Genomic DNA, 18,476 nt, shown 5'->3' with positions numbered 1-18,476 from the left:
TACAACCAGCGTCATGGTGACAACAGCCGCATGAAGACAAGCCCGCGCATTTCACGGCACCTATCCTCCCCGCTTCTCCTTGTTCTTGCGTTACTTTTCATTCTTGCTCCGGCGTCAAAGCTGCGGGCTCAGGACTGGGTCCGTACCGGAACCAATCTGGGAGTGCAGCGCATCCGGCTGGCGGTGGCGGGCTTCAAGCCGGGCACCAATGATTCGCAGACGTTTGTGCTGAAGAGCATCTTTGACCAGGTTCTCTACAGCGATCTGGAGAATGCCGGCATCTTTGACATGGTTTCAAAGAGCATGGCGCCCCCGGCGATGCCGGGCAGCCCGAAAGAGCTGGTGCTTTCGCAGTGGTCGCAGCCGCCCTCGAACGCGCAGATGGTCGCCTTTGGCACCCTGGGCGTGAGCGGCGGACAGTTGACGGTGCAGGGCTACCTCTACGACACGAAGAATGCAGACACTCCGCAGGTGCTGGGCAAGCAGTACTCGGCGCAGGCGAATGAGTCTGACGCGCGCGATATTGCCCATCGCTTCGCCGATGAGATCATTCTGCGGCTTGGCGGAATTCCGGGCATTGCCCAGACGAAGATTTATTACGTCGTGGGCCGCGGCATGCACAAAGAGATCTGGGTGATGGACTATGACGGCGCGAACAAGCAGCAGGTGACGCACCTTGGTTCCGACTCCATGGCTCCGGCTGTTTCGCCTGATAACTCAAAGCTGGCCTTTGAGACCTTCGGCAAGTACGGCATGCAGATTCGCATCTACTCCTTGCTGCTGCATCGCTACCTGCACTTTGTTTCTCCGGGCGGAACGACGATCAGCCCGTCCTGGTCGCCGGATGGGATTCATCTGGCCTACTCCTCTTCAGGCGCGGGGAACCCGGACATTTATGTTTCGGATGCGAACGGCATGAACCGCCATCGCATCACGGCCTTCCGCGGGCCGAATGCGCAGCCGGTGTGGAACCCGAAGACCGGGGCCCAGATTGCGTGGGAGAGCGGCATGACGAGCCTGCCGCAGATCTACACGATGGATGCGGATGGATCGAACGTGTCGCGCCTGACCGATGGAGGGTATGCGGTTTCTCCATCATGGTCGCCGAATGGGCAGTTTCTGGCCTTTGCCTGGGACCGTCACTACGGCCCGGGTGCGCCGGGCGGCGAAGACATCTACATTATGGATATCACCACGCATCGCTGGGTGCAGTTGACTCACGGGCAGGGCGTGAACGACTTCCCATCATGGGCTCCCGATGGCCGGCACATCGTCTTCCAGAGAACGGAAGGCGGGCGTACGGATATCTGGTCCATGCTGGCGAATGGACAGCAACAAGAGCAGTTGACGCACAACGGTTCCAGCACGATGCCGGACTGGAGCTGGAAGTAGTTCCCCTTTTGGAAGTTGATTGACTGAGAAGTTATTTTTTACTGCTTTGGTACCAAAAAGTACGGTCAAAAGACCGTTAGATTGAGTTGTAGGAGAGAGAGAGAACCATGAAGCACGCATATCGCAAGTCGTTCCTGTTAAGCGCAGGTCTTGTGGCCATGCTGACCATCGCGGGCTGTCACAAGAAGGTCGCTACCGCCCCCGTGTCGGCTCCTCCGCCGGCGATGATTCCCGCTCCAACCGCCACTATCAGCGCCAACCCGCAGACGGTAACCGCCGGCAATCCGGTGGTTCTGACCTGGCAGACCACCAACGCAACGAACGTTTCGATCGACGGCATCGGCCAGGTGGAAACCTCGGGCACGCAGACGGTGACGCCGACCCAGTCGACGAGCTATCACCTGGTGGCGACCGGCCAGGGCGGCTCCACGGATGCGACCGTTCAGGTCACGGTGACCCAGCCGCAGGCGGCGACGGTTGCAGAGTCGAATATCGACGAAGCGACCTTTGAAGCCAATGTGAAGCCGGTCTTCTACAACTTTGACAGCTACTCGGTCCGTCCCGATGCTCAGGCGATCATCCAGCAGGATGCGAACTACCTGATTCAGCATCCGAATCTGCACGTGGTGATCGGCGGCTATTGCGATGACCGCGGCTCGGTGGAATATAACCTGGCTCTTGGCGAGAATCGCGCCAACGCAGCCAAGCAGGCCCTGGTGAGTGCCGGTGTCAGCCCCGACCGGCTGCGCACGGTGAGCTACGGCAAAGAGAAGCAGTTCTGCACGGAACAGAACGAATCGTGCTGGCAGTCGAACCGCCGCGCACAGTTCACGCTGGACCAGTAGGAACGAGCATGAACAGGCAGTATCCGCCGGACTGGCCGGGATGCGCGAAGTTGCGCGCCCGCCGGTTCGACGGGTACTGCTTTTTTCTTCGATACTCAGACGAAAGAGCGCTTCTGCGCGCGGGGTAGCCCAATGAGAAAGAGCCTGAAAGTTCTCGCGGCGGTGGCCGTGGCCGGACTGCTTTTGCCGGCCCCCAAGGCCCACGCGGTTTCAAAGGAAATCATTCAATTGCAGGTGCAGGTGCAGGCTCTGCAAAACGCCGTGCAGCATCTGCAGCAGACAGACGCCGAGCAGATGGGCGCGATTCAGAACATCGTGCAGCAGACCTCGAACACGGTCATTCAGATGAACCAGACGATCTCTGCTCTGCAGAACCAGTTGCAGGCGCAGCAGCAATCGGGCGGCGGAGCGATTCAGCAGGTCTCCACCCAGATTCAGAGCCTGAACGACTCGGTGGATGAGCTGCGGACACGCATCGAGAAGCTGAGCCACCAGATGGACCAGGTCGAGTCGCAACTGCAGAATGTGCAGCAGCCCGCGGCGGCGCCGGGCAGTGGCGCAAGCCCGGATGGTCAGGCGGCCGGACAGGGACAGGCTGCACCGGGTACCGATAGCGGCAATGCCACACCTCAACCGCAGGCTGCGATGCAGCAGCCTGCTTTTCCGCCGATCAAGCAGCTTTATCAGGTCGCTCTCAGCGATTACGAGGGGGGCCGGTACAAGCTGGCCGCCAGCGAGTTTGGCGACGTGGTGAAGGACTATCCGCTGGATGAGCTGTCAGGCAGCGCGCAGTTTTATATCGGCGAGTCGAACTATCGTCTGCACAAGTACCATGACGCCATCAAGGCTTATGAGAATGTGCTGCAGAATTTTGCGGGAAACTCGAAGGCTCCGGCGTCGCGGCTGCACAAGGCCTATGCCGAGCTGGCGCTGGGTGAGCGGGAATCGGGCGTGCACGATCTGAAGGCTTTGATTGCGCGCTATCCGCAGACGCCGGAAGCGAGCCAGGCTCGTGTTCGACTGCATGGGCTGGGCATCAGCTCGCGCCGTCACTCCTCAGCCAGCCGCGGCATGTAACTGGAACCTGGCCGCGGCCGGCCGTGAAGGTTATTCGGGCTGGCCGTGCAGGTCGACGGCGATGGTGCGTTGTTCGGCGCTGGACTTACGCGCCAGTTCAATCAGGCGGGTCGTGCGCCAGGCCTGTACCGGCGTGACTGCCAGCAGCGCTTTTCCAGTCAAAGCATCCCTGACATTCTCATAGTAGGCCCGGTAGTCGCCCCGCTCGGTGGCGATACGGCGTGGAGCCTCGTCCAGAATCTGCAAGGTGCCCCATGCAGACTCGGGATCTTCACCGAAGCCGGGAGCGTCAAAGCGCAGGCCGCTTTTGAGCTGATCCTCCTGCGGATCGAGGCCGTATTTGACGAAGCTGCCGCGCGTGCCGTTGAGATGGAAGCGGGGACCCGGCGTACGGGCCAGCGTGGAGGCACTGAGCCGAACAACGAGGCAGTGATGCTGCTGGTAGGTGAGACGAATGTCAAAGAAGTCGTCCGCCTGGCCTTCGTCACGCTCAATGCGAACGGTGGCGTCGATGAGCGAGGGTGTGCCGAAGAGCGTGGTGGCCTGGTCGACCAGGTGTGTTCCCAGGTCAAAGAGGATGCCGCTGCCAGGGCCGCCGCTCTCGCGCCAGACGCCAGGTCGAGGCTCAGGGCGAAAGCGATCAAAGTGGGAGGCGTAGCTGACGATGCGACCGAGTTCGCCGCCGGCAACAATCTGCTGGACGGTCTTGAAATCACCATCCCAGCGGCGATTCTGATAGGCGCTGAGCAGGAGGTTGCGTTCGCGCGCCATCTCGATGAGGGTGGAGGCTTCCTGCGAGGTGAGCGTGAAGGGCTTGTCGATGATCACATGGCGCTGCTCGCGCAGACACCGTTGTGCGATTTCAAAGTGAGTGTGACTGGGAGTCGCAACCACGACCAGGCGAATGCTGGTGTCTGCGAACATCTCTTCGATGGTGCGATAGCAAGGCACACCGGGATAGGCGGCTTTTGCCTCGTCTCCGGTGGGTTTGACGATTCCCTGAAGCTTGAAGCCCGGGGTAGCGTCGATGACCGCTGTATGAAATATGCGGCCCGCTAAACCAAAACCGACAACTCCGACGCGAATCTGTTCGGACATAGTGCATTCATAGTAAATGGCCGCCGCTTGCTCTGTGTATGACGAGATTGCAATGTTGTGCAATGGGAAGCTATCGGGAGCGCGTGAGGGCGGCGCTTATGCCGGGACGAGAGTTCCTCAGGAGGATGCCGTTTGGGTGCTCTGGCTGGCGGTGAAGTTGTGTTGCAGGCCGGTGTCGAAGGGTAGAAAGAGACGGAAGACCGTGCCGGAGGGCGGGGTGGTGCGGGAGTGGAGCTGAATGACGCCGTGATGCTTGGTGATGATTTCACGGCTGACCCAAAGGCCGAGGCCGGTGCCGGTGATGCCCTTGGTGGAGTAGAACGGCTCGAAGATTCGGCGCGCGACGACGGGGTCCATGCCGCTGCCGTTGTCGGCAACGGTGATGGCGATGCCTTCGCGGCCGGTGGACCAGTGGCGGGTCTCGGTGGTGCGCAGCAGCAGGCGGCCATTCTCCTGCTGCATCATGGCATCGATGGCGTTGCTGACGAGATTGGCGAGCACCTGGCGGATTTCGCCATCATTGCCGACGATGGAGCGGGTGGCGCGGAAGTCGCGCGTGACCTGCACATTGTGCGCCCGCATGCGGATGTCATAGAGAGCCAGGACGGTCTCGAAGAGCTCTTCGATGTCGATCTCGACGGGGCGCGTGCTCTGGCGGTAGAAGCGCAGTGTCTGCGTGGTGATGTGAACGACGCGCTCCAGCTCGTTTTGCGCCAGGGTGATGTATTCGCGGGCGTGGTCTTCGAGGCGGGTGCGCTGCAGCAGATAGAGGCAGTTGGTGACGGCTTCGAGCGGATTGTTGATCTCATGCGCGATGGAAGCAGCGAGGCGGCCGGCGGCCGCGAGTTTCTCGGTCTGCTTCATGATTTCGTGGCTGTGCTTCTGCTCGGTGAGATCGGCGAGAAAGGCGGCCATCTGCTGCTCGGCAGCCGGCGACTCCGGATTGAGCAGGGCGGCACCGAGCAGAATGGGCACGGGCGCGCCGTCTTTGCGGATGCCTTCGATCTCGATGGTGTCTTCAGGACCAGAGGCGATCATCTGCAGCAGATGCATGGTCATCTCGGTGGTGCGGGGAAAGATGTCATCAATGGTGATGCGGCCGGAGCGGAGTTCCTGCTCGGAGTATCCGAGGAGCTTTTCTACACTGGCATTGCAGTAGCTCACGCGGCCTGAGGCGTCGGCGATGAGCAGGGCCAGTGGCATGGCCTCGACGAGGCGATGGAAGCGGCGCTCGCTGATGCGCAGGGCGGACTCGGCCGCACGGCGCTCGCGACGCTGGATGGCCTCGCGCAGTTCGCGCTGGATGGCTGGGCCGAGACGGGCGAGATTCTGCTTGGAAACGTAGTCGTTGGCCCCGGCTCGCATGGCGGTGACGGCGGTCTCTTCACTGATAATGCCCGAGAGCACGATGAAGGGAATGTCAAGATCGAAGCTATGAACGAGGCGCAACGCCTCGGGCGCGCTGAAAGAGGGAAGGTTGTAATCGGCCAGAATGATATCCCAGGCCGGATGCGGCCCGGTGAGCGCGGCGCGCATGCCCTCGAAGGTTTCCACACGGTGAACCTTGGCCTCAAAGCCGACGCGGGCCAGATGGCGCTGCAACAGGAAAGCGTCGTCTTCGCTGTCTTCGACGAGCAGCACGCGAATGCGGGTTTTGTTCAGAAGCTCGGGGGACATTCGTTGAGCACCAGCCAGTACATTCCAAGCTGCCGGGTGGCTTCAGCAAAGTCGTTGAAGTTGACGGGCTTGCGAATGTAACTGTTCACTCCGAGTTTGTAGCTGCGGACGATATCGCTCTCTTCATCCGAAGAGGTGAGAACGACAACGGGAAGCAGACGCGTGCGTTCATGTTCGCGAATGCGGCGGAGGACTTCAAGCCCGTCGACCCGGGGGAGTTTAAGGTCAAGCAGAACGACCTGCGGCAGCGGCTCGGGCTCGGCACCATCGAGGCCGAAGAGAAAGCGTGTGGCCTCTTCGCCGTCGTGGGCGACGTGGATGGCGTTGTTGACATTCGCCTTCTTGAGCGCGCGAATGGTCAGCAACTCGTGATCGGGATCGTCTTCTACCAGCAATATGATTCGTGCGGAGTCAGGCATACGATGTTCCTCCTAAGGTAAACGAGAAGACAGCGCCTTTGCCAATTTCGCCCTCGGCTCGAATGCTGCCGCCGTGGCGGCGAATAACGCGGGCAACGGTGGCGAGGCCGATGCCGGAACCGAGAAATTCGCGATCTCCGTGGAGACGCTGGAAGGCATTGAAGAGCTTCGAGACGTACTGCATGTCAAAGCCTGCTCCGTTGTCACGGACGTAGTATTCCCCCGATGCTGCCTGGCCGAACTCGATGCGGGCTTCGGGCACGCGCGCGCTGAATTTGATGGCGTTGCCGAAGAGATTTTCAAGTGCGACGCGCAGCAGGCGAGGATCCGCCTCGATCGTCAGGCCCGGCTGCACCTCGGTGATGATGTTGCGTTCGGGATGGGCGGCGCGTAGATCGGCGAGCACGTCTTCGGCGAGTTCGCTGAGGTCAAAGGTTTCGCGGGCAAGATCGGCCCGGGTGATGCGCGAGAGCTGCAGCAGGGAATCAATCAATTGGCCCATGCGCTGCACGCCTTTGCGGATGCGCTGCACATAATCACGCCCGTCAGCGTCGAGCGAGGAGCCGTAGTCCTCGACGAGCGCCAGGCTGAAGCCATCGACGCTGCGGAGCGGGGCGCGAAGATCGTGCGAGACGGAGTAGCTGAAGGCTTCCAGCTCGCGATTGGCAGCCTCAAGCTCGGCGGTGCGCTGGCGCACGCGCTCTTCCAGCTCTTCGTTGAGAATGCGGACCTCTTCGGCCTTTTGTTCGGCGGCGCGGCGGGCATCGTGTTCGGCCTCATAGGCGCGGGCTCTATCCATCGCAAGCGCGATGCGGTCGGCGATGACGGAGAGCAGCTCCTGATCAAACGGCTGACGGTTCGCCAGCGTGGTGCGGCCCACAAGAAAGAGCGCGCCGGTATTGCCGGAGATGGAGAGCGGCAGAACCTGCAGAGCCTGAAGCTTGCCGTGCAGTTCGGTAAAAGGGTGCAGGTCAATGGAGTCTTCGGCCAGTTGCACGGGCTGCTGCTGCTCGGCAGCCTGGCGTAGCGGACTATCCTCGGGAAGAGGAAACGGGCCCGGGTCGCGAAGGTCGAATCCGTTGGTAGCGGTGACCTCAATGCAGCAGTTGTTGTAGCGGCAGAGCAGCGCCACATCGGCATCGACGATCCAATGGAGCCGGTGCATGAGCGCCTGGGTGAGTTCGGCGACGGTGAGGCGGCTGAGGCCCACCTCTCCCACGGCCTGCAGGCGTTGCAGACGGCGCGCGGAAAGCTCTGAAGATTCACGCAGAAGACGCTCGCGCTGGAAACGCCAGACCGCAAGCAGAATGAGAATCAGGTTGAGCAGGCTCGCAATCGAGATGGTCAGGATGGCGTTTCTGCGGGCCAGATGGGAGCGCGCAACGCGTCCGGCGAGCAGATGATTCTCTTCAGTCTGGATGGAGTCAATGAGGGCGCTGAGATGATCCATCTCCACCTGACCGGTGCCGGTGACGACGATGGCCTGCAAGCCTGTTTCCTGGCCCTCGCGGCGAAGCTCGATGCCTTGTTGCAGCAGGGCGATGCGAGTTTCGACCAGGGCGCGAATCTCGGCGAAACGCTGCTGCTGCGCAGCATCCTGCGGCATCAGTGCTTGTAAATGGCTGATCTGGGCGGGCAGAACCTGGCGGGCTTTTTCGTAGGCGGCGAGGTAGCGGGAGTCTCCGGTGAGGAGGTAGCCACGGTCGCCGCTCTCGGCTGACAGCATCGATGTAACGACGGTCTGCGCGGCGTGCGTGACCTGCCAGGTGCGCGCGACCCATGCTTCGCTGCGGGCCATGACGCCGACTGCGCGAATGGCCAGCCATGTATTCACGCCCACAGCAAGAATGGCGGCGCTCAGAAGGGCATAGGTGAGCGCTCTTCCCGGAGATGGTTTCATGGCTTTCAAACTGAGATGCGCCGGAGCGGGTTTTCGCATAGATGCAGGTGCATGAAATATAACAATTTGGCCGCCGGGCAACGCAAGCGGACGCCTTGGACGCAGATCAGGCGTCGAGACGGAAGCGGGTTTCTCCGAGATGGTAGAGCCGCCGCCAGACGAGGCGGTTGATGGTCACGACCATGAGGGCCATGATGATGGTGGCCAGCAGGAGGCGGGGAAAGTCGCCATGGTCGCTGGCGGCGCTGATCTGCGCACCGAGGCCGATAGTCTGCATGGTCTTGCCCTGAATCTTGAAGTACTCGGCCACGATGGAGGCGTTCCATGCGCCGCCGCTCGCGGTGATGAGCCCGGTGACCAGATAGGGGAAGATGCCGGGCAGGATCAGGGTCGTCCAGCGTTGGAGATTGCCGAAGCGGAAGAGACCGGCGACCTCGCGAAGGTCAGAGGGGATGGCCATGGCTCCCGCAATGACGTTGAAGAGGATGTACCATTGCGTGCCGAGCAGCATGAGTGCGATGGAGCCGATGCCGAGGCCCATGCCAAGCCTCATAAGGCCGATGACAATGAGCGGGAAGAGCGCGGTGGCGGGAAAGGACGCGGCGATCTGCGCGATCGGTTGCGCGATGTTGGCGAGGCGGGGATGAAAACCGATGGCAACGCCGACCGGGATAGTCCAGAGACTGGCGATGAGCAGCGAGGCATTGACGCGCAGAAAGGTCATGCCGGCCGCGCCGAGCAGGACGAGAAATTCATGCGTGGAGGCCTCGCGCAGTAGCACCATCGCGTGGAAGGCCAGCGTGCCGATGCCGAGCACCGCGGCGGTGACGATGAGGGCGTAGGTGAGCGTGCGTCCGCGGGATGAGCGGCGTGTTTCGTCGGCGGCGGGAAGGCGGCGGCGCGTTGGGCCGCCCCGGGCGACGCGAGTGTAAAAAGCCTCAGAGATAGGCGTGACGGCGCGGCGCGAAACGTACTGCAACATGTTGCTGTTGCGGATGAGGTGGAGGATGGGCGAGGTGATGCGTTCCGCGCTCTCTACGTTTTCAAACTTGAACTTGTCAGACCAGGCGATGATGGGACGCCAGAGCAACTGGTCGGTGAGAACGATGATGAGCATCATGGTGAGCAGGCCCCAGATGATGGCCACCACATCTCCATTGGAGGCGGCTGTCTGCAGATAGGAGCCGAGTCCGGGCAGGCGGAAGTTGCGGCTGCCGACCGGGAACATCTCGCAGACCATGAGGAAGAACCAGCCGCTGGCCACCGAGACCATGGAGTTCCAGATGAGGCCGATGGCCGAGAAGGGAAGCTCCAACTGGATGAGTCGCTGCCAGCGCGAGAAGCGGTTGATGGTGCAGGCTTCCATCAGCTCTTTGGGAATGCTTTTGAGTGAGCTGTAGAAGCTGAAGGCCATGTTCCAGACTTCGCCGGTGAAGATGAGCAGGATGGCGCCGAGTTCGATGCCGATTTGCCGGTTGGGAAACAGCGACATCATGGCCAGCATGACGCCAGGCAGGAAGCTGAGCACCGGGATCGACTGCAGAATGTCGAGCGTGGCGATCATCAGCGCCTCAAGCCAGCGGTTGTAGGCGGCGATGTAGCCGTACACAATGGCAAAGATGAGGCTGAGGATGTAGGCGACAAAGATGCGCACGGTGGACTCGAGCGCATACATGGGCAGGTGCGAAGGCGAGCGGTAGATGGTGACTTCAGGAACGGCGGAATGCAGCCAGGAGCGCGCCACCCAGAGCACCACGTAGAACAGAGCGAGCAGGCTGCCGGCGACGCCAAGGTCGAGAATGAAGGGCCAGGTGCGCTCCATGACCTGTGCGCGAGAAAACGACGTGGACAGGGGAGTGCGGAGGCTCATTCGATGGTCTCTCCGCTGGCGAGCGCTTCCTCTTCTTCGGCTTCGGGCAGCTTGAAGCGGCGGCGGCCGGCGTCGAAATCGAAGAGCTCGGCGTAGCGGCCCCAGTTGATGGCCGTCTCCAACTGGCGCTGGGTTTCGTCGTCGCTGAACTGCTCGTCAAGCATATCGAGGAAGAAGTCTTCGGGGACGGTGTGGTCGCTCTTGCTGCGCAGGGCGCGGGTGATCTGACGCAGCAGCAGGACATTTTGAAGCGCGGCCTCGCGGAAGAGCTCCTTCTGGCGGAGAATTTCGGAGTTGGCAAAATCGGTGCCGGTGGGCGTAATGCTGACGTCGCCCTCTTCCACTTTAAGGAAGCCGAGAAGCTGCGCGGCATCGACGATGGGGAAGAGATCGTCAATCTCAAAGGCCAGCTCGTCGGCCAGCTTGTAGATGTCTGCCTTGCCGCCGAGATCGAGAAGAATCTCAAGCAGGCCGGCGATGCCGCCGGGGCGGGCGTGGGGCAGCATTTCATAGTGCATCTGACGCTGATCGCGGATGGGCCGCCCGCTGGCGAGCACGGGCATTTCCGCCGGCATGACGTCAGGGCGGGTGAGTACTTTGTAGATGTAATCGACCAGCGCGGTGAAGGGTGCGCCTTTGCGGTCACGTGGATGCTGGAGGGTGACCTTGAAATCGGTGCGCACGTGGCCGGGATTGCGGCCGAGCACGATGATGCGGTCGGCCAGCAGCACGGCCTCTTCAATGTTGTGCGTGACGATGAAGATGGAGCGGGTGGGGATGGTCTTGTTCTGCCAGAGCTCGAGGAGTTCGCTGCGCAGGTTCTCAGCCGTGAGCACATCGAGGGCGGAAAAGGGCTCGTCCATGAAGAGGACTTCGGGCTCGACGACCAGGGCGCGGGCAAAGCCGACGCGCTGGCGCATGCCGCCGGAGAGCTCCTTGGGATAGGCGCCCTCAAAGCCGTCGAGACCGACGGTGTCGAGGATCTTGATGCTGCGCTTCTGGCGCTCCTGGGCGGCCATGCCGCGGGCCTTCAGCGGGGCCTCTACGTTCTGCAGGACCGTGAGCCAGGGGAAGAGCGCGAAGCTCTGGAAGACGATGGAGACATTGATGTCGGCGGCCGCGATAGGCTTTTCATGCCAGAAGACGTCGCCGCCGGAGGGCTGCGAGAGGCCGGCCAGCATGCGGAGCAGGGTGGACTTGCCCGAGCCGGAGGGGCCGAGCAGGGCGACGATCTCGCCGGGATAGATGGCGAGGTCGGTCGGAGAGATCACCTGGATGCGGTTCTCGCTGGGCTGCGCGTAGAACTTTTCCACCTGTCTCGCGCGAATGATGGGCTCCGTCATTTCGCACTCTGCTCCGGGTCGCGGGCAGGGATCGTCCACCGCGACCAGTTCGTGAATCGTTTCTGTAAGTTAAGCTGCTCAGTGGATGAGAGGAAGCATCTCTCAAGGCCAGCGTATCATCTTATCTGTCATTATTCTTTGCTGAAGGGCTCGATTCCGGGCAGTTGCCGGTTTCGTAGCCGATTTTGTGCAATTTTTATAGAAACGTCACCCGTCCATAGAAGGAAAGAATGAGCGAACAACAAGTGAAACCCAAGGTGCTGGTGGCCGATGACGAACGTGTGATCGCCGATACTCTGGCGATTATTCTGAACCAGAGCGGATTTGAGGCCATGGCGGTCTACAGTGGCGAAAAGGCTGTGGAAGCAGCCGGGAACTGGCAGCCCGACATGCTGATCAGTGACGTGATCATGACCGATTTGAATGGAATTGACGCGGCCATCAAGATCAGAAGCCTGTTGCCGTCGTGCAAGATTCTGCTGTTTTCAGGCCAGGCAGCCACGGCCGACCTGCTGGATCGCGCCCGCGGGCAGGGGCATGAGTTTGAGATTCTGGCCAAGCCGGTGCATCCGCAGGATTTGCTGGCTCGGCTGCGGAGCTGACGGGATTCGATTTTCGATGTGAATTCCGCGATGAACAAAGACAAAGCCCCGGGAGACCGGGGCTTTTTGTCTGCGCTGCGCATGGGGAGACGGACGGGAAGATCAGAAGAGCCCTGATCAGAAAAGGCCGGGAGGAAGATTGAGCCCACCCAAAAGACCCTGCATGCTGCTCTTGAGAATCTCTTCGGCGCGGCGGCCAGCCTCATTGATGGCTGCAGTGATGAGGTCTTCGAGCATTTCGACATCGGGGTTTGCGCCGGAGAGGCTGAGGACGGCGGCGGGATCGATGGTGAGCTTGAGAAGCTCTTTTTTGCCGTTCATTTTGACGCTCACCGCACCGCCTCCTGAGGAGGCTTCGACGACCGTGGCGGCCAGCTTTTCCTGCATCTGCTCCTGCATTTCCTTGGCCTGAGAGAGCATCTGCTGCATTTTGAATGGGTTCATGGGATTCCTGCCTGAGTTCTGCTTCTGTAACTGTGTTGCATCTGAATCAACGCTATTGTGACTGCGGCGGTTACTTGTCCCGTAGGTCAAGGACGCTGCGAATCTCGCCGCGAAATAACTCCTTAGCCTTCTGCACCAGGGGATTTTCAAGCGCCGCCGACTGGATGCTGCCGGTGATGGCGATGGCCGGTTTGGAGCCAGCGGCGCGATTGCCCTCGCCGGGCACGAAGACCAGCTTTTGCGTCGCGCCGATGGAGCGCATGGCGTTCTTGCAAATTTTTTCGGCCTCGGCATTCATGGTGAGGCTGAGCATCATGCGCTTGATGGCGACCTCGACCTGAATGGTATCGCCCTGCTGGGTCCAGTTGCCGCTCGAGAGCAGGACGGATGCGGTGCCGTGGCCTTCGCGTTCGAGGGCCGAACAGACAGCCTGTGCGATGTGGTCGAGATCGGCCTCGGCGGCCGGGGCGGAGGCGAGCGCGAGTGCGCCTTCGGTGCGCTCCGGCTCGGCGACGCCTACTCGCATGGAGGGTTTGGCGGGCGCGGCTTCGACGGCGCGGGAGGCTGCTTCGAGCGGGGTGAGCGGGCGTGACGCCGCGACGGGCTCGGGGATGCTGGGCGCGGCAGGAGCAGGCTGCGCAGCCATGGGCGCGGGTACCGGTTCCGCTGGCGGAGCGATGGGCAGTGATGTGACCGGCACCGAATTGACAGACGGGGTAGTGACAGAAGGTGCCGGGGTGGCGGCCTCGATGGAGGGCGCGCTGGGAGCCGCGACGGGCGCGGGTGCGGTGTCTTCGCTGGTGATCTTGCGCTGGCGGTCAGCCTCAAAAGGAGAGAATGCCGGGCGGGAGGGTTCCGGCGTAGAGGCTGGCGCTGCGGGCGCGGGGCGCGGCGGCGGGGTGGCACGCACGGGAGGCGCGGTGGCAGCGGGGGATGGGCGCGATGCGGCCGGGCTGGAGGTTGCGCTGGAAATGGAGCGCGCTGCGCCGGTTCCGGGCGGGAGCTGGCTGAGGAATTCCTCGACAGGCAGCAGCCGCTGGAGGTGAACGAGTTTGATGAGGCCGAGTTCCAGATGGAAGCGCTGCTCCTGACGGTAGTTGAGCTCGTCGAAGGTGCGGAGCATGATCTGGAGGAAGCGCGTGAGGTCTTCCTCTGAGAACAGCAGCGCGGAGCGACCGACGCGGGCTCGCTCGTCGGGCGAGATCTGGAGCAGATCGGTTTGTTCGCCGCCGATTTTAGCCATGATGGTGTTGCGCAGATAGCGCACAAACTGGCGGGCGAGCTGCACGGGGCTGTTGCCGGCGTTGAGCAGGCGGTTCAGCTCTTCGAGTACGGCGGCGGATTGGTTTTCGCTGATGGCTTCGAGCAGGCGCTCGAAGACGGTGTTGGGCACGCTGCCCATGAGTTCGCGGATGGCTTCGGCATCGAGGTGCGGCTGTCCATTTTCAAGGCGCGCGGAGGCGATGGCCTGATCCATGATGGAGAGCGCGTCGCGCATGGAGCCGTCGCCGGCCTCGGCCAGCAGGGCCAACGCGGCGTCTTCCGCGACGATGTTCTCCTGCGTGGCGATGGCGCGGAGCTGCGCGAGAATGTCGTCAAACTTGACGGCGTGGAAGCTGAAGTGCTGGCAGCGCGAGCGGATGGTCTGCGGAATATTCTCCGGCTCGGTGGTGGCCATCATGAAAACGACGTGATCGGGCGGCTCTTCGAGCGTCTTGAGGAGCGCGTTGAAGGCGGCATCGGTGATCTGGTGCGCCTCATCGAGGATGTAGATTTTGTAGCGGTCGCGGGAGGGGCGGTAACGGGCGGCCTCGCGCAGCTCGCGAATCTCATCGATGCCGCGATTGGTGGCGGCGTCGATTTCGAGCACATCGACGGCGTTGCTCAAGCGAATCTCTTCGCAGGACTCGCAGACACCGCAGGGCTCGGGCGTGGGACGCTGGGGCGAGCCGGTCGTCGATCCGATGGGTGTGCGGCAGTTGAGCGCCATCGCGAGGATGCGGGCGATGGTGGTCTTGCCGATACCGCGATGGCCAGAGAAGATGTAGCCGTGCGCGATGCGGCCCTGAGCGAGCGCGTTGAGCAGGGTGCGGGTGACATGCTCCTGCCCGGCGACATCACTGAAGCGCTGGGGACGATACTTGCGAGCGAGAACCTGATACGCCATGGTCAAGGTCGATTGTAGACCACCGGGAAGAGTGGAATTCCGGCCGGTGGTTCCGTGGCCTCAGGGGGCGGGTTCGGATTCCTGGTGCTTTTTGCCGAGGAGAGCGTCGAGGAGCAGGAGGCATCCACCGATGACGATGGCGGAGTCAGCCAGATTGAAGTCGGGCCAGTGGTAGTGGATGATCGTGACGGCGAGGAAGTCGGTGACCTCCTTGTAGACGATGCGGTCCCAGACGTTGCCGATGGCTCCGCCGAGGATGAGGGCGAGCGCGAGGCCGGTCATGGTGAAGCGGCGGCCGATCTTGAGGAGCACGCCGAGCACGATGATGATGGCGAACAGCGAGAAGCCGGTGAGCAGCAGGTGCGTGCGCTTGGGGTCGGCCGAGTTGGTGAAGAGGCTGAAGGCCGCGCCGGGATTGAGCACGTGCGAGATGCGAAAGACGTGCGGGATGACGGTGATGCCGCCTTCCTCAGGAACGTTTTGCTGCACCCACATCTTGCTCAGGCGATCGAGCGCGATGACGAGGAAAGAGATGCCGAGGAAGGGAATGCGCCAATCGGGCTGGCGGGGCTTGGGGGCGTCGCTCATGCGTGGACTCCGTAACCCATTTGCTGGAGCGCATCCTGACAGCGGCCGCAGACGCCCTGCCATGTGAGGAAGTCGGTGACGTCGGTGCGGTAGTTCCAGCAGCGGTTGCACTTGGAGCCGTCGGCGGGAAGCGCCTCGGGCGTGAAGCCTTCTGCAGTGCGAGCGGCGATTTCTACCTGAGAGACGTTGAAGAATTCCTTGAGGCCGGCAGAGTATTTCGTGAGTAGCGCGAAAACGGATGCATCGGCTTCGATACGGAGTCTGGCTTCGAGACCCTTGCCGATGCGTTTTTCCTTGCGGGCTTCTTCGAGACTCTTCATGGCTTCTTCGCGGACGGCAAAGAGCGTGGACCAGTCGGCGAGCAGCGCCGGGTCGGCAGTGACGGCGATTTCTTCCGGCGTGGGGAACTCCGCCAGATGGACGCTCGGGAGATGGCCTGCGACCTGAGGCAGGTATTGCCAGACTTCATCGGCGGTGAAGCTGAGGATGGGCGCGACGAGCCGGGCGAGCGCGTGCGCGATGGTGTAGATGACCGTCTGCGCGGAGCGGCGTGCCTCGCTCTTTGGCGCGAAGGTGTACATGCGGTCTTTGAGTACATCGAGATAGACGGCGCTGAGATCGACGACGCAGAACTCAATCACATCGTGATAGACGCGGTGGAACTGGAAGGCGTCATACCAGCCGCGCAGCTTTTCGGTCAGTTCGCGCATGCGCTGCAGCATGTAACGGTCGAGCGGCAGCAGGTTGGCCTCGGGCACGGAATCCGTGGCCGGGTTGAATTCGTGCAGATTGCCGAGCAGGAAGCGGAAGGTGTTGCGCAGCTTGCGGTAGTTTTCGGCGACGCGCTGCATGAGGTTTTCGCTGCCGCGCACGTCTTCGCGAAAGTCGACGCTGGCGACCCAGAGGCGGACGATTTCAGCGCCCATGCGATTGGCGATATCGACGGGATCGACGCCGTTGTTGAGGGACTTGGACATGGCGCGGCCCTGCTCGTCGAGCGTCCAGCCGGCGGTGCCGACCATGCGGTAGGGCGAGGCATGCTGCGCGCCGATGCCGACCGAGGTGAGCAGCGAGGTGTGGAACCAGCCGCGGTATTGGTCGCCGCCCTCGAAGTAGAGATCGGCGGGGGATTCGAGGCCGGGTTCGGCGTCGAGCACGGCCTTCCAGCTTGCGCCGGAGTCAAACCAGACGTCGAGGATGTCATTCTCTTTGCGGAAATCGGAGCTGCCGCAGGCGCAGGCCGTGCCCGCAGGCAGAAGCCCGGCAGCTTCGCGCTGGTGCCATATCTCCGCACCCTCTTTGGCGAAGAGATCGACGATGGCGCGGTTGACGGCCGGGTTTTGCAGCGGCTCATGGCATTTGTTGCAGAGAAAGACCGCGATGGGCACGCCCCATACGCGCTGGCGCGAGATGCACCAGTCGGGCCGGGTGGCGATCATGTTGGCGATGCGCTCTTCGCCCCAGGCGGGGTCCCAGCGGATGCTGTTGCGAATCTCTTCGAGGGCGCGCTGGCGGAAGACGGTTGGCTTGCCGCCGGCGGTCTGCATGGGGGTGTCGATGTTGATGAACCACTGCTCGGTGGCGCGGAAGATGACCGGCTTGTGGCAGCGCCAGCAGTGCGGGTAGGAGTGGTAGATGTCATTGCGGCCCATGAGCACGCCGCGCGCGGTGAGGAGTTCGATGATGGGCTCGTTGGCCTGAAAGACGGTCTTGCCTTCGTACTCGGGCAGGCCGTTGCGCAGGCGGCCCTCGTTGTCCACGTTGCAGGTCTGGTCGAGCTGGTAGCGCGTGCCGGTGTGGAAGTCGTCCGCGCCGTGGGCCGGAGCGGTGTGGACGGCGCCGGTGCCTTGCTCGGTGGTGACGTAATCGGCGAGGACGCCGAGGATGGAGCGGTCGAGGAAAGGATGCTGATAGGTCGTGCGCTCGAGCTTTGCCCCGGCGAAGCGGGCGATCTCGACGGCGCTCTGAAGCTTGCAGGCCTCACGCACGGCGGCGGCAAGAGCCTCGGCGACGATGTAGACGTGGCCGTCCTGCTCGAGGGCGACGTAGGTGAAGTCAGGATGGAAGGCCACGGCGAGCGAGGCGGGCAGCGTCCAGGGAGTGGTGGTCCAGATGATAGTGTGGACGGTGCGCCCGGCGAGCGCGGCGTCGATGCTCTCGGGCGCGCTGGTCAGCGTGTAACGCACGTAGACGCTGGGGCTGGTGTGCATCTCGTATTCGATTTCAGCATCGGCCAGTGCCGTGCGGTCGTGGATGCACCAGTAAACCGGCTTGAGGCCCTTGTAGACGAAGCCCTGCTCGAAGAACTGGTAGAAGGTCTCAAGGATGCTCGCCTCGTACTCGCGGGACATGGTGGAGTAGGGACGGTCCCAGCGGCCGAAGACGCCGAGGCGCACGAACTGGCTGGTCTGGAGATCGATGTACTTTTGCGCGTAGGCGCGGCAGGCGGAGAGAAACTCGGCCGGAGGCATGGAGAGTTTTTTGCGGCCAAGCTGCTCATCGACCTTGATCTCGATGGGGAGACCGTGGCAGTCAAAGCCGGGCACGTAGGGGGAATCAAAGCCGGCCATGGTCTTCGATTTGACGATGAAGTCTTTGAGGCACTTGTTGAGCGCGTGGCCGAGGTGGATGGGCCCGTTGGCGTAGGGAGGTCCATCGTGCAGGACGTAGCGCGGGCGGCCGGCGCGGGCGGCGCGAATCTGCTCATAGAGGCCGGAGCTTTGCCATGCCTGCAGGCGAAGTGGTTCATTCTGCGGCAGGTTGGCCTTCATGGGGAAGTCGGTCTGGGGCAGCGTGAGCGTCGCCTTGAGTTCGGGCGCTGAGGACATCGTTTCTCCGTCGTGAGTCGTAAATGAAGATGAAACTCCATTCTATCTGGCGGAAACGGCGAGCGGCTCTTGCCGGGGCGATTGTGGCGAGGTAGAACAGAGACAGGAACCGGCGATTTCCGTGACTGGCCATCAGGAAGACGCGACCTCAAATAACTTCGCCCGGACGACGGTTGTGAAAACAAGACAATGCGGCAACAGGTCGTCCATAATTGAGGGGATGCCG

The 18,476-nt window shown here is 62.2% G+C and carries 14 protein-coding genes; 4 read left to right on the top strand and 10 right to left on the bottom strand.

What is annotated here, in order from left to right:
• The first annotated feature begins 30 nt into the window (after positions 1-30).
• From tolB to ACP_RS02445, 3 genes are all read left to right on the top strand, one after another.
• Entirely contained in the window at positions 31-1,392 is a 1,362-nt protein-coding gene (gene tolB, locus ACP_RS02455; RefSeq protein ID WP_041839825.1) for a Tol-Pal system beta propeller repeat protein TolB, read from the top strand.
• A 107-nt stretch (positions 1,393-1,499) separates the two neighbouring features.
• Complete coding sequence (gene pal, locus ACP_RS02450; RefSeq protein ID WP_012680892.1) at positions 1,500-2,237, top strand: peptidoglycan-associated lipoprotein Pal; 738 nt, start codon at positions 1,500-1,502, stop codon at positions 2,235-2,237.
• A 132-nt stretch (positions 2,238-2,369) separates the two neighbouring features.
• Positions 2,370-3,314 (top strand): tetratricopeptide repeat protein, encoded by a 945-nt coding sequence (locus tag ACP_RS02445; protein ID WP_012680891.1) that lies wholly within the window; start codon positions 2,370-2,372, stop codon positions 3,312-3,314.
• 30 nt (positions 3,315-3,344) lie between these two features.
• Here the strand turns inward: ACP_RS02445 and ACP_RS02440 are convergent, their stop codons facing one another.
• The 6 genes from ACP_RS02440 to ACP_RS02410 form a co-directional block, all read right to left on the bottom strand.
• Positions 3,345-4,412, bottom strand: coding sequence for a Gfo/Idh/MocA family oxidoreductase (locus tag ACP_RS02440; RefSeq protein ID WP_012680890.1), 1,068 nt, complete (start codon positions 4,410-4,412; stop codon positions 3,345-3,347).
• Between the two features lie 117 nt (positions 4,413-4,529).
• The gene (locus ACP_RS02435; protein WP_012680889.1) at positions 4,530-6,089 is read right to left on the bottom strand and encodes a hybrid sensor histidine kinase/response regulator; all 1,560 of its coding nucleotides are present in this window, start codon (positions 6,087-6,089) and stop codon (positions 4,530-4,532) included.
• Positions 6,071-6,508, bottom strand: coding sequence for a response regulator (locus tag ACP_RS02430; protein WP_012680888.1), 438 nt, complete (start codon positions 6,506-6,508; stop codon positions 6,071-6,073). The genes ACP_RS02435 and ACP_RS02430 overlap by 19 nt, the downstream gene beginning before the upstream one ends.
• Positions 6,501-8,408: a sensor histidine kinase gene (locus ACP_RS17095; RefSeq protein ID WP_052294648.1), complete on the bottom strand. Its 1,908-nt coding sequence runs from the start codon at positions 8,406-8,408 to the stop codon at positions 6,501-6,503. The genes ACP_RS02430 and ACP_RS17095 overlap by 8 nt, the downstream gene beginning before the upstream one ends.
• Positions 8,409-8,514: 106 nt before the next feature.
• Positions 8,515-10,278, bottom strand: a complete 1,764-nt coding sequence (locus ACP_RS02415; protein WP_012680886.1) for an ABC transporter permease — start codon at positions 10,276-10,278, stop codon at positions 8,515-8,517.
• Complete coding sequence (locus tag ACP_RS02410) at positions 10,275-11,621, bottom strand: ABC transporter ATP-binding protein (protein WP_012680885.1); 1,347 nt, start codon at positions 11,619-11,621, stop codon at positions 10,275-10,277. The genes ACP_RS02415 and ACP_RS02410 overlap by 4 nt, the downstream gene beginning before the upstream one ends.
• Before the next feature lie 230 nt (positions 11,622-11,851).
• On the opposite strand from ACP_RS02410, the gene ACP_RS02405 reads away from it, so the two are divergent.
• Positions 11,852-12,223, top strand: coding sequence for a response regulator (locus ACP_RS02405; protein ID WP_012680884.1), 372 nt, complete (start codon positions 11,852-11,854; stop codon positions 12,221-12,223).
• Positions 12,224-12,340: 117 nt separating this feature from the next.
• On the opposite strand, the gene ACP_RS02400 is transcribed toward ACP_RS02405, so the two are convergent.
• The 4 genes from ACP_RS02400 to ileS form a co-directional block, all read right to left on the bottom strand.
• Positions 12,341-12,667, bottom strand: a complete 327-nt coding sequence (locus tag ACP_RS02400) for a YbaB/EbfC family nucleoid-associated protein (RefSeq protein ID WP_012680883.1) — start codon at positions 12,665-12,667, stop codon at positions 12,341-12,343.
• A gap of 70 nt (positions 12,668-12,737) precedes the next feature.
• Positions 12,738-14,834, bottom strand: a complete 2,097-nt coding sequence (gene dnaX / locus ACP_RS02395; protein ID WP_012680882.1) for a DNA polymerase III subunit gamma/tau — start codon at positions 14,832-14,834, stop codon at positions 12,738-12,740.
• 60 nt (positions 14,835-14,894) lie between these two features.
• The gene (gene lspA, locus ACP_RS02390) at positions 14,895-15,422 is read right to left on the bottom strand and encodes a signal peptidase II (protein WP_012680881.1); all 528 of its coding nucleotides are present in this window, start codon (positions 15,420-15,422) and stop codon (positions 14,895-14,897) included.
• On the bottom strand, positions 15,419-18,250 hold the full coding sequence (gene ileS / locus ACP_RS02385; RefSeq protein WP_012680880.1) for an isoleucine--tRNA ligase: 2,832 nt from the start codon (positions 18,248-18,250) through the stop codon (positions 15,419-15,421). The genes lspA and ileS overlap by 4 nt, the downstream gene beginning before the upstream one ends.
• Positions 18,251-18,476: the final 226 nt, after the last annotated feature.

The sequence above is a fragment of the Acidobacterium capsulatum ATCC 51196 genome (assembly GCF_000022565.1).
GTDB classification, from domain to species: domain Bacteria; phylum Acidobacteriota; class Terriglobia; order Terriglobales; family Acidobacteriaceae; genus Acidobacterium; species Acidobacterium capsulatum.
The sequence above is the reverse complement of the archived record's forward strand: the minus strand, read 5'-3'. Positions and strand labels throughout refer to the sequence as shown.

What these genes read in the sequence shown, in the direction of transcription:
- dnaX (WP_012680882.1), bottom strand. Translation starts at nt 14,834, where the DNA reads ATGGCGTATCAGGTTCTCGCTCGCAAGTATCGTCCCCAGCGCTTCAGT.
- tolB (WP_041839825.1), top strand. Translation starts at nt 31, where the DNA reads ATGAAGACAAGCCCGCGCATTTCACGGCACCTATCCTCCCCGCTTCTC.
- lspA (WP_012680881.1), bottom strand. Translation starts at nt 15,422, where the DNA reads ATGAGCGACGCCCCCAAGCCCCGCCAGCCCGATTGGCGCATTCCCTTC.
- ACP_RS02445 (WP_012680891.1), top strand. Translation starts at nt 2,370, where the DNA reads ATGAGAAAGAGCCTGAAAGTTCTCGCGGCGGTGGCCGTGGCCGGACTG.
- pal (WP_012680892.1), top strand. Translation starts at nt 1,500, where the DNA reads ATGAAGCACGCATATCGCAAGTCGTTCCTGTTAAGCGCAGGTCTTGTG.
- ACP_RS02410 (WP_012680885.1), bottom strand. Translation starts at nt 11,621, where the DNA reads ATGACGGAGCCCATCATTCGCGCGAGACAGGTGGAAAAGTTCTACGCG.
- ACP_RS02435 (WP_012680889.1), bottom strand. Translation starts at nt 6,089, where the DNA reads ATGTCCCCCGAGCTTCTGAACAAAACCCGCATTCGCGTGCTGCTCGTC.
- ACP_RS02415 (WP_012680886.1), bottom strand. Translation starts at nt 10,278, where the DNA reads ATGAGCCTCCGCACTCCCCTGTCCACGTCGTTTTCTCGCGCACAGGTC.
- ACP_RS02400 (WP_012680883.1), bottom strand. Translation starts at nt 12,667, where the DNA reads ATGAACCCATTCAAAATGCAGCAGATGCTCTCTCAGGCCAAGGAAATG.
- ACP_RS02405 (WP_012680884.1), top strand. Translation starts at nt 11,852, where the DNA reads ATGAGCGAACAACAAGTGAAACCCAAGGTGCTGGTGGCCGATGACGAA.
- ACP_RS17095 (WP_052294648.1), bottom strand. Translation starts at nt 8,408, where the DNA reads ATGAAACCATCTCCGGGAAGAGCGCTCACCTATGCCCTTCTGAGCGCC.
- ACP_RS02440 (WP_012680890.1), bottom strand. Translation starts at nt 4,412, where the DNA reads ATGTCCGAACAGATTCGCGTCGGAGTTGTCGGTTTTGGTTTAGCGGGC.
- ileS (WP_012680880.1), bottom strand. Translation starts at nt 18,250, where the DNA reads ATGTCCTCAGCGCCCGAACTCAAGGCGACGCTCACGCTGCCCCAGACC.
- ACP_RS02430 (WP_012680888.1), bottom strand. Translation starts at nt 6,508, where the DNA reads ATGCCTGACTCCGCACGAATCATATTGCTGGTAGAAGACGATCCCGAT.